Genomic DNA, 14,608 nt, shown 5'->3' with positions numbered 1-14,608 from the left:
TACCGATCACCCGATTAACTGAGTGAGCGGCTCCAAATTGTCAATCAAAACAAACCCTGCAGTAAGCCAGGCGCAATTCCCAGTACGAGCGTCAGTATAGTAGCCGCCAGCAGTATATACCGATAGACCGGCGATACCCGGATCGGCTCCGTGGCACCGTCGCGGAAGTACATCGCGATGATTACCCGGAAGTAGTAGTAGATACCCACGGCCGACATCAGCACCGCCACTACCAGCAGCCAGATCTGGCCCCGCTCTACCGCGGTGGAGAATATGTAGAATTTACCCCAGAACCCGGCAGTCAGCGGAATGCCGGCCAGCGACAGCATCGATACGGCCATGGCGAAGCCCAGCAACGGGTTCTGACGCGCCAGTCCGTTGAAGTCATCGAAACCTTCGTTCGCTAAGCCCGTGCTCGACAGGGTTTGCGTACTGCGCTGCTGCGCGACCAGCAAGAGCACGCCGAATGCCGAAATAGTAGCTACTGAATAGGCCAGCGAGTAAAAGACAATGGCCTGTTTGGTCTGCGCGCCCAGAGCCGCCAGCCCAATCAGCAGATAACCCGCATGGGAAATGCTGGAGTACGACATCATCCGTTTGAAGCTGTTCTGGTACACCGCCGTTACGTTACCCACAACCAGCGTAATGGCCGTAATAATGGCCAGTATGGTCCACCAGAAGGTGTAAACCCCGCCGAACGAAATCGATAACAGTTTAAATAGGGCGGCAAAACCTGCTGTCTTGACCACCGTCGACATGAAAGCGGTGAAAATCGTTGGGGCTCCGTCGTATACGTCAGGTGTCCAGAAGTGAAACGGCGCGGCCGATACCTTGAACAGCAGTCCGATCAGCAGCATCAGCAGCCCGACGTACAGCAGCAAGGAAAGGCCCTGCTGCGGATTAACGGTACTGGCGGCAATCCCTTCGAGGGTAAACGATCCCGTTGACCCGTAGAGCAGCGCCATCCCGAACAGCATGATCCCGGTCGTGAACGCTCCCATCAGGAAGTACTTGAGCGCGGCCTCGTTGGACCGTAGATTGCGTTTGTCGCTACCCGTCAGGATGTACATGGCAATGGACAGCGTTTCGACGCCCACAAACAGCATGATCAGATTCTCGAACGAAATCATCATGATAGCTCCCACCAGAGAGAACATGATAATACCGTAATACTCTGCCGGTTGTGCTTCCTCATCTTCGATAAACCGGGTCGACAGGGCGATGACCAGGAAAGCCGATCCCAGCACGATGGCGGTAAATACCATCGACAGGTTATCGGTACGCAGCATGTCGTTGAAATACAGGTACGTCTTGTTCCAGTCGTAGAAGTTAGCGGCCAGCGCCACCAGCAGAAACAGCAACGCTGCGGGTAACAGCAATGTCCGCGACTTTTGGAAGCCCAGGAAGAGCAGCCCAATACCAGAAACCGATAACAGAACGATGGGAAGCATATTAGTTTGGTTTTCAGTGTTCGGTGGGCTGCGTTCAGAACATTGCCTGATCAGGTAGACTTCTCGTCTGCATCAGTAGCAACCGTTCGGGCCAGCCAGCCGAAACCGTTTGTAAGCTTTATTTCAGAGATACAGCCGAGGCACCGATGTATTTCATCAGGTTGACTACGGCAGGTTCAGTTACTTTGAGGAACGTTTGGGGGTAAATTCCCATCCAGAAGACCATAATCACCAGTGGCACAAATACCAGGCTTTCCGAACTGGTCAGATCGGCAAACGTACCGGTACGTACCGATGTTGGACCGAACATGCTTTTCTGAAACATCCGCAGCATATATACCGCCCCGAAAATAATGGTAAAGCCAGCGGCCAGACCCAGGTAGTGGTTGTACGTAAATACGCCATGCAGCAACAGGAACTCGCCAATGAATCCGTTCGTCAGCGGCAGCGCTACGCTACCCAGCAGCATAATCATGAAATAAACGGTCAGTTTCGGCGTCGTGCGGGTGATGCCGCCCAGCTGGTCGAGCTGGCGGGTGTTGGTCCGCGAGAAAATGACATCGGCCACGAAGAACATGCCCACTACGTTGACGCCGTGAGCCAGCATCTGAATCAGGGCGCCCTGCATACCGGTTTCGGTCTGCGAGAAAACACCGGCCGCCATCAGACCAACGTGCGAGAACGACGAGTAAGCAATGAGCCGTTTCATATCGCGCTGGCGGATGGCAATAATCGATCCGTAAACAATACCAATCACGGATAGAATGATGGCCGTTTTCCCCCAGGTTTCGACGCCCAGCGGCACGATGGGCAGAATGAACCGAATCAGGCCGTAAACGCCCATTTTCAGCATGATCCCGGCCAACAGCATCGTAGCTGGCGTTGGCGACTCAACGTAAGTGTCTGGCTGCCAAGTATGAAACGGAAATACCGGCATCTTAATGGCAAACGCGATAAAGAACGCCCAGAAGACCCAGCCCTGGGCCGCGGGGGTCAGTTTAAGCTGGTAGAAGTCAGCAATGGCCGAGCTGTGGTGCCCGCCGGTTACGGGTGTCTGATAATACAGGTACACCAGCGCAACGAGCATGAACAGACTGCCAAAGATTGTATAGACGAAGAACTTGAAGGTGACTGGTACCCGGTTCTCCCCACCCCACATTGCAGCCAGGAAGTAAATCGGAATCAGGGCCACTTCAAAGAAGAAGTAAAACAGGAAGCCATCGCGGGCCGTAAATACGCCCATCAGTGCCGCCTGCATAAACAGCATCAACGCATAAAACAGCGCTGGCCGGTCGTACTGCCGGTTAAAGGTCGACAGGATAATAAACGGAACCAGCAGCCCGGTCAGCAACACCAGCAGGACACTGATGCCGTCGATACCGGCGCTGAAACGAATACCCAGCGAGTTAATCCAGGCGTAGTCGAAACCAAACTGCGAGCTGGCATCGGGCTGAAACTGCGCAAAAGCGGCAACGGCGCCAACCAGTTCAACCAGCGCGGCTACCAGCGCGACCTGTTTCACCCGTTCGCCTTTCACGATCAGAAGTAACGCAGCAGCAACGGCAGGGTAGAGAATCAGGAATAATGTGAGCATATCTCAGATTAGAATCGAACGAAAAAACGCAGCGCGAAGATGGCAACAATACTGACGACCATGGCCAGCACATAAAACCCGATCGAACCACTTTGCATCAGCCGCAACTGGGCCGAACTTTGCCGGACCAGCCAGGCCACTCCGTTGACAACGCCATCGACCAGGCCTTCGCCGAAGCTGTAGAGCGCGTCGCCCAGCCCGCGAATGGGCCGAACAATGATGGTATCGTACAGCTCATCAATGTAGTATTTGTTGTAGACCACTTGCTCGGGCAATGAGCGCTCGGCCGTTTCGGGAGCCGGAACCGCCCGCCGGCTGACGTACATCACATACGCCACAACCAGCGCCAGTAAGGCTACCCCCGCCGATACCGCCATGAGCGTATACTCGGTCGAATGGTCGAGTTCCAGCGTCAGCGCCGTTGGGTTTACCTCCCGCGAAAACATGAAAACGGGATCGAGGAAACGGCTCAGCCAGCCCCCGCCCGGCAGGTTAAGCAGCCCGCCCACCGCCGACAGTATAGCCAGAAAAACAAGCGGAGCCGTCATCGTTGCCGGTGATTCGTGCAGGTGGTGGCGTTGCTCTTCGGTACCGCGAAACTCCCCGAAGAAGGTTAGGAACAGCAGGCGGAACATGTAGAACGACGTTAAGCCCGAGCCCAGCACACCCAGCGCCCACAGCACCTTGTTGTGGACGAATACATGCGCCAGAATCTCGTCTTTCGAGAAGAAACCGGCAAAGGGCGGCAAACCCGAAATAGCAATGGTGCCGATCAGAAAGGTGATGAACGTTATGGGCAGCGCTTTCCGCAGGCCCCCCATTTTTCGGATATCCTGCTCGTCAGACATGGCGTGAATAACACTACCCGCCCCCAGGAACAGCAGTGCTTTGAAGAAAGCATGGGTAACAACGTGGAACATACCCGCCGTATAGGCCGTAGCGCTTAACCCCAGGAACATATAGCCCAGCTGCGATACCGTTGAGTAAGCCAGCACTTTTTTGATGTCGTTCTGCAACAGACCGATCGAAGCGGCCAGCAGAGCCGTAGCGATGGCAATACCACCGATGATCTCGAGCGTCAGGGGCGCCAGCGTGTACAGCACGTTCGAGCGAACGACCATGTAGATCCCCGCCGTTACCATGGTGGCTGCGTGGATCAGGGCCGACACCGGGGTTGGACCAGCCATGGCATCGGGCAACCAGGTGTAGAGTGGAATCTGTGCCGACTTCCCCATGGCCCCCACGAACAGCAGGAGCGTAATGATCAGGATCGTGCTGTCGCCCACGGGCAGGCTCGTAGCCTGTTTGAAAATATCGATATACTCAACCGTACCGAAGGTATTGATGAGCATGAAAATGCCCAGCAAAAAGCCCAGATCACCGATTCGGTTCATCACGAAGGCTTTGCGGGCCGCGTTGTTATAGCTCGTGTTGGTGTTCCAGAAGCCGATGAGCAGGTACGAGCACAACCCAACGCCCTCCCAGCCAATGAACATGATGACGTAGTTGGAGCCCATCACCAGCAGCAGCATGAAAAATACGAACAGGTTCAGGAAAGCCATGAACTTACCGAATCCTTCGTCGTGCTTCATGTAGCCGATGCTGTAGAGGTGGATCAGCGTGCCAACTCCCGTTACAACCAGCAGCATCAACAGGCTGAGCTGATCGATCTGGAACGAAAAGTTGATCTGAAGATCGCCCACGCTAATCCAGTTGAAGAGCGTAGCAACGAGCGGTCCGGCATCATCGCGGAAGGCCGCCTGCCCCATAAAGGCACCGAACAGATAAGCGGTGGTCAGGAACGAGGCCAGCGCGGCTCCAACCGCAATGGCCCCGGCAGCCCCTTTCGAAATATGCCGAAAACCGATACCGTTGATCAGAAAACCAATCAGCGGAAAGAGAGGTATTAACGCACAAAGTAGTTCAGGCTTCATAATGTAGTCAATAGTCAACAGGGGTCAGGCGTCGGGTAGGGAACCGGGTAGCCATGAAGAACCACCGGCGACGCCAGCCTTTTTCACCATTTTAACTTGTTCAGCAGACCCACGTCGATAGAGCGGGTGTTGCGGTAAATCATGACAATAATAGCGAGCCCCACCGAGACCTCGGCGGCCGCAACAGCCATGATAAAAAAGACGAATACCTGCCCGGCCGAGTCGGAGCGGTACGAGGAGAAGGCGATCAGCAGCAGGTTCACTGCATTCAGCATAAGCTCGATCGACATGAAAATGATAATGGCATTGCGCCGGGTCAGCACACCGATGATACCGATCACGAACAGGGCCGTGCTGAGAATCAGATAATAGGTAAGCGGTATTTGCTGAATTACGTCCGGAATAAGTACGTCCTGCGTGGGTTGCATGGGATGCCGGTTAATAGAAAGTGCCGCAAAGGTAAAGATTATTCGATATTGGTGGAACTCCCAATGAAGCAGTGAAACAGAAGTTTATGCGCTATCGGTCGAACCTGACCGGCCGGGGGGCCTCTGCCGGTCCGTTGTCAGCTACCGTTTTCCGTTCACGTTGCTGAACATCCTGAGTTTTATCTCGGTCAGGCGCCGTTTGGTATCGAGCGGGAACTCGCCCTTCAGCATCCAGTCGTAGAAGGCAGGTTCTTTCTGCAAAACGTCCAGAACGGGCCGGTCTTTGTGCTTGCCGAAGTTGAATACTTCAACGCCTTCGCTGTTGAGAACAATCCGGCCGGCCAGGTCTACATTTCGGTTGGCGGTCAGGCTGTGCAGCATGTCCATGTCATTGTCGAACACGACATCCTGCCCGCTATCGGTCCGGGCCACCCGCCCCGAGTACCGCTGCACCTGCGCGTTGAGCACCTCGAGCGTGGCAATGGTGTCCGCTTCGGCACCATGCGCGCCGATCAGGTCCTTATCACAGTAAAATTTGTAGGCAGCCGTAAGATTACGGGGCTCCATCAGATGAAAAATCCGCTGCGCATCGACCAGCCGACGGTTTTTGACATCGAAGTCCACACTGGCCCGCAGGAATTCTTCTACCAGCAGCGGCACATCGAACCGGTTGGAGTTGAAACCAGCCAGGTCGCAGCCTTCCAGAAACTGAGCCAGCGTACGGGCAACGGCTTTGAAGGGAGGGGCATCTTTGACATCGTCGTCGTAGATGCCATGAATCATACTGGTTTCGAGCGGGATCGGTATACCGGGGTTAACACGCTGCGTTTTGCTGACAACCTCGCCACCGGGCAATGCTTTAATGATGCATATGTCGATGATGCGGTCTTTGGCGGTATTGATACCGGTTGTTTCCAGATCGAAGAAAGCAAGCGGCTTACGAAGTACAAGTTGATGCGTCATAACCAAACCGATTCACGGTAAGGCTACAAAGGTAAGCCGATTATCAGGCTTTTTTCAACTCGCGGGTCCAGTTTACCCCGGCCCGCACCGACGCAGCCGACGGCAACCGCCCCAGTTGCATCAGTTCCCGGATAATGGCTATATCGACGTCGCGTTTCAGCCCGGCCACAGCCAGAATTTGCTCCCCGGCAACGTAGAACGCCAGAAAGGAGTCGTCTTTTTCGGGGTCACCGTCGTAAATAATGTCGTCAAACGAGTCGGCATGACCGATATAATTAATTCGTTTTCCGTGTTGGTTGGTCCAGAAAAACGGGACTTGCTGGTAGGCCTGCTGCTGACCGGCCATGTTCAGACCGGCTACGTACCCCTGCTGGCCCGCCACTTTCCAGTGCTCGATGCGCTGTGCCCCGTCGCCGACCGGATATACGGCTACGTCGCCGGCGGCATACAGGTCGGGCGCAATGCGGAGATACGCGTCGGTCCGTATTCCCCCATCGTCTTGCCGGTCTACGCCCTGCACAAACGCGGTCTGCGGTTTAACGCCCAGCCCGACCAGCACCAGATCGGCCGCCAGCGACTTGCCGGATTTCAGCACGACCTCCCGAACCGTGGTATCGCCGGTTAACTGCTCCACTTCGGTACCGAGGTGAAACCGGATGCCTGCTTCTTCGTGCCATCCCTGAATAACCCGACCGATCGCTGGCCCGAGAATTTTCTGAAAAGGAATGGTATCCCGGCCAACCACATCGACTTCGCAGCCGAGTTTGCGCAGGCTCATGGCCGCTTCCAGCCCGATAAACGAACTGCCAATAACGACCACCCGTTTGCCGGGCTGCCCGGCTGCGCGCAGGAGCTGGCTGTCGTGCAGGCTCCGGAGGGTATAAACGCCCGCCAGCCCGGCACCGGGTACCGGCAGAGGATTGGGGGAGCCGCCCGGCGCGAGCACCGCCTGCTGGTAGGTTAGCGTTTCGCCAGATGCCAGCTCTATGGTTTTGGTAGCCGGATCGAGCGAAACGACCCGCTGGCCGGTACGGATCTCGATATGATGCGTCTGATAAAATTCGTCAGCCCGAAGCGGCATCCACTCGTCGGGCGCTTCGCCCTGCAGGTAATCTTTCGAGCAGTTGGGGCGGTCGTAGGGAGCTTCCTCGCTGGCTGTCAGCATCACGATCCGGCCGGTGAAACCGCCTTCGCGAAGCCCTTCGGCCGCAAACGCGCCCGCCCCGCCACTACCCACAATGACGCAGGTGTCTGCCGACGCCGGATCGGGCTCAACCATGGGGTTTTCTACGCTCTCGCTGTCGGTCGTGAGCTGAACGATGACCTGACCATCTTCGACACGCACCGCATGTTTGGGCAGTCCGTTCAGGGCGGGGGCTTCGAGCCGGTGACCCGTACGGACGTCGAAGCAGGCGTTGTGCCAGGGGCAGACCAGCCGGTTCCCGTGGAGCAACCCTTTCGCCAGCGGAGCCTGGTAATGAGTACATTGCGGATGCAACGCGTGATACTCGCCATCCACACGGGCGAGTAAAACGGTTTTGTCGCCCACCTGAACTTCTCTCATCTCACCATTGGCCAGATCATCGACCCGGCATACTGCAGCTTCGGCGTAGTTGGTTGTCATATCCTGAACGTTTGCCCTAATAACTAGCTGTTGGTGCCGAATGGTTATAAAAAAAGTCGGTGCCGCTATAAGCTGCACCGACTTCAAACTATCGATTTGTGTGATTATTTTGAGGTGGCCATGACCATCCGTATATTCAGTTTAGCGCCCGTTTGCAGCACATCGACCAGATCCTGAACCGTTAGCGACTTATCGAACCGCACCACCACGGTTGGTTCGGCAATACCGGCCATGATCGTTTTCAACTCATTTTCGAGGTTGGCCGGATCGACTGGTTTTTTATCGATGTAATACTGTTTCTTGTCATCGACCGAGAGGGTTACCTGTTTCTTGCTGAGCTGCTGAGACGAAGCCGCCTTGGGCAGCATCAGCTTGATCACGTTTGGGTTGGCAACCGTTGAAATGATCAGGAAGAACAACAGCAGAAAGAACATGATGTCGTTCAGCGACGAGGTTGCCACTTCGGCCGCAAACTTATTTTTTCGTCGGAGTTTCATACACGTAATGCCCGATCGGAAGAACTGGCGGTGAAAGAAGTTAGGTAGCCGCTGGTCCGTACTGAATCTGACGATTCAACGGGCCAGCCGGTGCTACGGATTAGCGCATCCGGGCGGTTTCGGCCGTGGGTTTCTGCAGGACCTCGATGAACTCAAAGGCGTTCATTTCGAGAGTAAGCGTAAACCGTTCGATCATCATGTTCAGCAGGTGATAGCCGGTATAGGCAATGACCCCTACGATAAGCCCGGCCCCCGAGGTAATCATTTTCTCGTACAGACCACCGGCAATGATACCGACGCTGATGTTGTCGGAGAGGGAGATGTCGTAGAAAATCCGGATGATCCCCGAAATCGTTCCGATAAACCCGAGCATGGGCGCAATACCGGCAATGATGCCCAGATAACCCATGTTCCGCTCCAGCCGGGCCAGTTCGATCTGCCCAACGGTTTCAACGGTGCTTTCGATCTCTTTGATCGGCGATCCGATCCGGCCAATGGCTTTCTCGAACACACGCCCCATAGCAGTCCGCTGGTTACGGGCAAACGACTCGGCCGACTTCACATTGCCCTGCGCTACCATGTCGCGGATGTTGTCGATGAAATTGGAATCGGAGCGGGTCTGCGACCGAATGACGAAAAGCCGTTCGAAGATCAGGTACAACGCGGAGAAGAACAGGAACGCAATAGGAATCATGACCCAGCCGCCTTTGGCAACGAGATCGAATAATTGCAGACTTTGGGGTTGAGCAGCCGCCGAGGTGGCCGAGAGCGATGCGGCCGTGGTGTCAACAGCCGGAACCTGAAGCAGGAGCATACGGTCTTTGTGAGTAAGTGGATCAGACTGACCGGCAGTCGTTTCAGGAACAAACGCCCCGGTTTCGTCCAATATTGTTGTCAAAGATAACGAAGGCTATAGAAAGTGGTTCAGCCAGCGATAGACTTTGTCCGTTTTTCATCTATACGGACCAGAATCCGGTACGACCAGCCGCCGTTTTTACGTTGCTGCGCTGACCAGTACACCCGGGCGTGGGACACCCCCCGGCCCTGTGTTACGCCATACCACCCATTACCACTGGCCGGGTCGTTGACCACGGCCAGGGTGTGCAGGAGCATTACGGCTTGATGAGTATCTTTCCCCATCGTCCGGGCCGGTCGGCGTGGGCAACAGCTTCCGTAATCTGATCGAGGGAATAGGTCGCTTCGACGGGTAACTGAATCGTGCCCGACGATAGCAGCGAGATCACGTTCTGCGCCACATCCTGTCGGGTCGCGCTGTCTACACGGCGCATCCAGTCCGTCAGCCAGAATCCTTTGATGGTCAGCTCGCGAAAAATCATCAGCCCTATGTTGACAGCCGGGTCCTGCCCACTGAGCAGGCCGTAAACCAGCATGGTTCCACCTTTTCCCAGACAGGTCAGGGCCTGCGAGGCCGTATGACCACCGACCGCGTCGAGCACGCAGCTCACACCGGCGCCCCCGGTAATCTGTTTTACCCGGGCGGTCAGATCATCGGTTTCGGTATTGATTACTTCGGTCAGGCCCAGTGCTTTCAGCTCGTCATTGAGGTCGTTGCGCCGAACCGTACCAATGGTCTTTATACCCCGCATGGCGCAGAGCTGAATGACCATTTTGCCGAACGCCGAACCGGACGCCGTCAGCATCAGCCAGCCACCCTCGGGTACACCCGAATCTTTTACCATAGCATAGGCCGTGAACGGATTAACGAACAGCTGAGCCGCCACCTCGTCGGTCATGGCATCGGGCACCGGAATCAGGCTGCGCTGGTGCGCAATGGCGTACTCGGCCCAGGTTCCAACGCCGGTAAAGCTGACCCGGACGCCGGTGCGCATCTGCACGCCTTCGCCCACCGCATCCACGACGCCCATCCCTTCGAAACCCGCCCCCGACGGCAGCTGTGGCCGGATGCCGTACAGGTTCTGGACGAACATAATATCGGACGGATTGATAGGGCTGGCAACGACCCGGATGCGTACTTCGTTGGGTCCGGGCTCCGGAATGGCGACGTCTGTAACGTTGAGAATATCGGTGGGCTTACCCGTTTGTTCGAATAGGATGCTTTTCATACGCCAAAAATATCACTTAATTCGCACAAACTATTCCTAAACTCAGTCGCCAGCCGGTACCAGCTCCTTGTTCGTGAGTCTCCCGCTGTCGGCTCCCAACTACCGCTTGAATGACAACCTCTCCTTTCCTGGGTGAATTAATTGGCACGATGGTGCTCCTGCTGCTGGGCAACGGGGTCGTGGCCAATGTGGTTTTGAAACAAACAAAAGGAAACTCCTCGGGCTGGATCGTGATTACCGCAGGCTGGGCATTTGCCGTAACCATCGGCGTCTTTGTAGCCAAAGCCTTCGGCAGCGTCGATGCGCACCTAAACCCGGCTGTTACCGTTGCCTTTGCCGTAGCCACCGATGACTACAGCCATGTATTGCCTTACATCTCGGCCCAGCTGATTGGTGCCTTTCTGGGCGCTACGCTGGTCTGGCTACAGTATCTGCCCCACTGGGCCACCACGCCCGACCCGTTCGACAAGCTGGCGTGCTTCGGTACGGGGCCGGCCATCCGGAGTCTGGGTGCCAACTTTTTCAGCGAAGCGCTCGGTACGCTGGTGCTGATCCTGGGTCTGGCCGGTATTTCGTCCAAAAATCTGGGTGAGCTGGCTATTGGCGTCGGCCCGTATCTGGTGGGTGTACTGGTGTGGAGCCTCGGTCTGTCGCTGGGGGGTACAACGGGATACGCCATCAACCCCGCCCGCGATTTTGGGCCGCGCCTGGCGCATACCGTACTACCGGTGTCGGGAAAAGGCTCGTCAGACTGGGCCTATGCCTGGATTCCGGTGGCCGGACCGCTGGCGGGCGCTCTTCTCGGTGGCTTGCTGATCCGGTGGTACGCCCTGTAGCAGCCGTATCTACCCTACCTGTCTTTATTTTATCGTTGTAATCTCAGCCTTCTCATGCCTACCTACGTAGCCGCTATCGATCAGGGTACCACCAGCACCCGCTGCATTGTTTTCGACCGGCAGGGTCAGATCGTTTCGCTGGCCCAGAAAGAACATAAGCAGATTTACCCGCAGCCTGGCTGGGTCGAACATAACCCGGAAGAAATCTGGCGAAATACGCTCGAAGTGGTGGCGCTGGCGCGGATCAAAGCCAAACTGTCGACGCAGGACATCGTGGCCGTGGGCATCACAAACCAGCGCGAAACCACCGTTGTCTGGAACCGCCGAACCGGCAAACCCTATCATAACGCCATCGTCTGGCAGGATACGCGCACCGGCGATCTCGTCAATCAGTACGCGGCTGCCAGTGAACTCGGTCAGGATCGGTTTCGCGAACAGACGGGCCTGCCGCTGGCTACCTACTTCAGTGGTCTGAAGCTGAAGTGGCTGCTCGATCATGTGCCTGGTCTGCGGGACGATGCCGAGCGGGGCGACGCTCTTTTCGGCAACATGGACTCGTTTGTGGTCTGGAATCTGACGGGTGGGCCGCAGGGCGGGCTACACCTCACCGACGTTACCAACGCCAGCCGAACCCAGCTGATGAGCCTGCATACCCTGAGCTGGGACGACGCCCTGCTCGACGCCTTCACGGTACCCCGCGCCATGTTACCCGACATCCGGCCCAGCAGCGCCGTGTACGGCACGGTGGCTTCGGAGGTACTGCCGGGGGTTCCGATTGCGGGTATCCTGGGCGATCAGCAGGCGGCTCTGGTTGGGCAAACGTGTTATGAACCGGGGCAAGCCAAGAACACCTACGGCACCGGCTGCTTCCTGCTCATGAATACCGGCACCGAACTGCGCCCCTCTACCTGCGGCCTGCTGACAACGGTAGCCTATCAGTTTGAGAACCAGCCTACCCAGTACGCGCTCGAAGGATCGGTTGCCATCACCGGCGCCCTGGTACAGTGGCTGCGCGACAACCTCGGCATCATCAAAAAAAGTACGGATATCGAAGCCCTGGCCCGCTCGGTCGATGACAATGGCGGGGCTTATTTCGTGCCGGCGTTCTCGGGCCTGTACGCCCCTCACTGGAAAGCCGATGCACGTGGCGTCATTGCCGGCCTGACGCGCTTCGTGACCAAAGGCCACCTGGCCCGGGCCGTGCTGGAAGCGACGGCCTATCAAACCGTCGACGTAGTGCGGGCTATGGAACAGGACGCGGGCGTATCGCTCAAATCCCTGCGCGTGGATGGCGGTATGGTTGTCAACTCACTGCTGATGCAGTTCCAGGCCGATGTCCTGAACGGTCCCGTCATCTGCCCACGCATGACCGAAACCACAGCCCTCGGAGCCGCCTATGCCGCCGGACTGGCCGTTGGGTACTGGAACGGACTCGACGATTTGCGGCAGAACTGGGGCATTGCGCACACCTACGAATCGACCATGGCCGACGACCAGCGTCAGAAACTTATGCGTGGCTGGCAGAAAGCCATCGAGCGGTCGTTCGGCTGGGAAGACCCCGCCTGACCAGCCCGCATGGGGGCAGATACTCTGGGTATCTGCCCCCATGCAAAAAAATCAATGCAGCGGCATACTCTTTACCTTACCATTCGACACGTCGTTGATCCCGTACTGAATCACGAAGGCGTTGGGGTCGAGTTCGTTGATGATAGCTTTGAGCCGTCCTATTTCCAGCCGGGTAATCACCGTATACAGCACATCCTGCGCCTGCTCCCGCACGCCATGTTTGCCATAGCCCTGGTGGCCAGCCAGCACGGTAACCCCCCAGCCCATCTCGGCCAGTTGATCATGAATAAGCAGGTGCTGGGGCGAAACAATCATCACAGCCGTATATTCCTCGAGACCGTGCACCAGGAAATCGATCATCTTGGAGGCCGCGAAGTAGGTGATGATGGAGTAGAGCGCCTGCTCAATGGTCAGAAAGAAAGCGGCCAGGCCAAAGATCACCACGTTCATCAGCAAAATAACATCGCTGATCTTCAACAAATTGCTAGTCCTGCTGATCAGCAAAGCCGCAATTTCGGTGCCGTCCAGCACGGCCCCGCCCCGCATGGCCAGACCAATACCCAGCCCGATAAAGAAGCCGCCAAAGACAGACGTCAACAGCAGGTCGGGGGTAACGTCGGGGTAGGGTACTACGGCCACGCACACCGCCAGTCCGGCAATAGCTACGGCGCTTTTGATGGCAAAGGGACCACCGATCTGTCGGTAACCGAGTACGATAAAGGGGAGGTTGATGGCCGGAATCAGCACCGCCAGCGGCAGGCTCAGAATATCGGCCAGTAACATGGAGACGCCCGTAACGCCCCCGTCGATGAACCGGCTCGACAGCAGGAAGCCCTTGAGACCCATACCGGCACTTAAAATACCGGCTACGATCAGGATAAAATTTTTCACGGGTGCAAACCAGGCGGGACGTTTTTTCATTGGTTAGTCAGCATTGTTCATCTCTAAAAGACCCGAATGCTTCTTTAGGTTTGGGAATCAGGCGAAATAAGACAGGAACCGTAAACGTTTGTTTAGCATTGCACTCCTTATGAAACACCTTCGCTCCTGCTTATTGTTTGGGTTTCTGCTCGTACTGGCAGCCTGTGGTACCGATACGTCTGATACTTACGTACCCAAACCCAAAGGGTACCCCCGCATCGACCTGCCCGTGGCGCGCTATCAGCCGCTGCCGCCAACCCACCCGTACCAGTTTGATTACAATAAAATAGCCCGGATTCTGCCCGATACGTTTGCCCGATCAGAACCACACTGGATATTTGTTCATTACCCGGCTTTTCAGGCCAGTGTGCAGCTGACCTACAAACCGGTTGGCAATGACGTAAACCGCCTGCGGGCCATGCTCGAGGATTCGTACAAGCTGGCCGCGCGGCATAACATCAAAGCCTACGCCATTGAGCAGCGCAAGATCCGGCTCAGGTCCGGTATGGAAGCCAGCCTGATCGACCTGTCGGGCGAGGTGCCGAGTCAGGTACAGTTTGTCGTTACCGATTCGACAACCCATTTCCTGCGGGGCGCGTTATACTTCAATACCGCCACCCAGAACGACTCGTTACAGCCCGTTATCCAGTATATTCGCAAGGACGTTCTGCACCTGCTGAATACCCTGAAATGGCGCTGACCGGGCTAAC

The 14,608-nt window shown here is 56.4% G+C and carries 14 protein-coding genes; 3 read left to right on the top strand and 11 right to left on the bottom strand.

Translation table 11 applies throughout. The annotated features are described in order from the left end of the window. Window positions 1-44 precede the first annotated feature (44 nt). The 10 genes from EQG79_RS19975 to EQG79_RS19930 all read right to left on the bottom strand — a co-directional run bounded on the left by EQG79_RS19975 (window position 45) and on the right by EQG79_RS19930 (window position 10,575). On the bottom strand, window positions 45-1,451 hold the full coding sequence (locus EQG79_RS19975; protein WP_129603433.1) for an NADH-quinone oxidoreductase subunit N: 1,407 nt from the start codon (window positions 1,449-1,451) through the stop codon (window positions 45-47). Between the two features lie 118 nt (window positions 1,452-1,569). Next, a complete protein-coding gene (locus EQG79_RS19970) occupies window positions 1,570-3,045 on the bottom strand; it encodes a complex I subunit 4 family protein (protein WP_077919389.1) in 1,476 nt (491 codons plus the stop codon). Between the two features lie 8 nt (window positions 3,046-3,053). After that, on the bottom strand, window positions 3,054-4,979 hold the full coding sequence (nuoL, locus tag EQG79_RS19965) for an NADH-quinone oxidoreductase subunit L (RefSeq protein ID WP_077919390.1): 1,926 nt from the start codon (window positions 4,977-4,979) through the stop codon (window positions 3,054-3,056). Window positions 4,980-5,062: 83 nt separating this feature from the next. Continuing rightward, entirely contained in the window at window positions 5,063-5,407 is a 345-nt protein-coding gene (gene nuoK / locus EQG79_RS19960) for an NADH-quinone oxidoreductase subunit NuoK (protein ID WP_077919391.1), read from the bottom strand. A 141-nt stretch (window positions 5,408-5,548) separates the two neighbouring features. Beyond that, window positions 5,549-6,370 carry a 3'-5' exonuclease gene (locus EQG79_RS19955; RefSeq protein WP_077919392.1) on the bottom strand — a complete coding sequence of 274 codons (822 nt, stop codon included), beginning with the start codon at window positions 6,368-6,370 and terminating at the stop codon, window positions 5,549-5,551. Window positions 6,371-6,413: 43 nt separating this feature from the next. Next, entirely contained in the window at window positions 6,414-7,994 is a 1,581-nt protein-coding gene (locus EQG79_RS19950) for an FAD-dependent oxidoreductase (RefSeq protein ID WP_129603431.1), read from the bottom strand. Window positions 7,995-8,098: 104 nt separating this feature from the next. Beyond that, window positions 8,099-8,491: an ExbD/TolR family protein gene (locus EQG79_RS19945; protein ID WP_077919394.1), complete on the bottom strand. Its 393-nt coding sequence runs from the start codon at window positions 8,489-8,491 to the stop codon at window positions 8,099-8,101. Between the two features lie 100 nt (window positions 8,492-8,591). After that, entirely contained in the window at window positions 8,592-9,305 is a 714-nt protein-coding gene (locus EQG79_RS19940) for a MotA/TolQ/ExbB proton channel family protein (protein ID WP_077919614.1), read from the bottom strand. A 110-nt stretch (window positions 9,306-9,415) separates the two neighbouring features. After that, window positions 9,416-9,604 carry a hypothetical protein gene (locus EQG79_RS19935; protein WP_129603429.1) on the bottom strand — a complete coding sequence of 63 codons (189 nt, stop codon included), beginning with the start codon at window positions 9,602-9,604 and terminating at the stop codon, window positions 9,416-9,418. Then, window positions 9,604-10,575, bottom strand: coding sequence for a zinc-dependent alcohol dehydrogenase family protein (locus tag EQG79_RS19930; protein WP_077919395.1), 972 nt, complete (start codon window positions 10,573-10,575; stop codon window positions 9,604-9,606). The genes EQG79_RS19935 and EQG79_RS19930 overlap by 1 nt, the downstream gene beginning before the upstream one ends. Window positions 10,576-10,685: 110 nt before the next feature. On the opposite strand from EQG79_RS19930, the gene EQG79_RS19925 reads away from it, so the two are divergent. Further along, window positions 10,686-11,411: an MIP/aquaporin family protein gene (locus EQG79_RS19925; RefSeq protein WP_077919396.1), complete on the top strand. Its 726-nt coding sequence runs from the start codon at window positions 10,686-10,688 to the stop codon at window positions 11,409-11,411. 54 nt (window positions 11,412-11,465) lie between these two features. After that, entirely contained in the window at window positions 11,466-12,977 is a 1,512-nt protein-coding gene (gene glpK / locus EQG79_RS19920; protein WP_129603427.1) for a glycerol kinase GlpK, read from the top strand. A 51-nt stretch (window positions 12,978-13,028) separates the two neighbouring features. On the opposite strand, the gene EQG79_RS19915 is transcribed toward glpK, so the two are convergent. Continuing rightward, window positions 13,029-13,898: a YitT family protein gene (locus tag EQG79_RS19915; RefSeq protein ID WP_077919398.1), complete on the bottom strand. Its 870-nt coding sequence runs from the start codon at window positions 13,896-13,898 to the stop codon at window positions 13,029-13,031. 109 nt (window positions 13,899-14,007) lie between these two features. Here EQG79_RS19915 and gldD point away from each other — a divergent pair, with 109 nt between their 5' ends. Continuing rightward, a complete protein-coding gene (gldD, locus tag EQG79_RS19910) occupies window positions 14,008-14,598 on the top strand; it encodes a gliding motility lipoprotein GldD (RefSeq protein WP_077919399.1) in 591 nt (196 codons plus the stop codon). Window positions 14,599-14,608: the final 10 nt, after the last annotated feature.

The sequence above is a fragment of the Spirosoma sordidisoli genome (assembly GCF_004138325.1).
Lineage (GTDB): Bacteria > Bacteroidota > Bacteroidia > Cytophagales > Spirosomataceae > Spirosoma > Spirosoma sordidisoli.
Note: the sequence above shows the minus strand (reverse complement) of the source record. Positions and strands in the feature narration are given on the sequence as shown.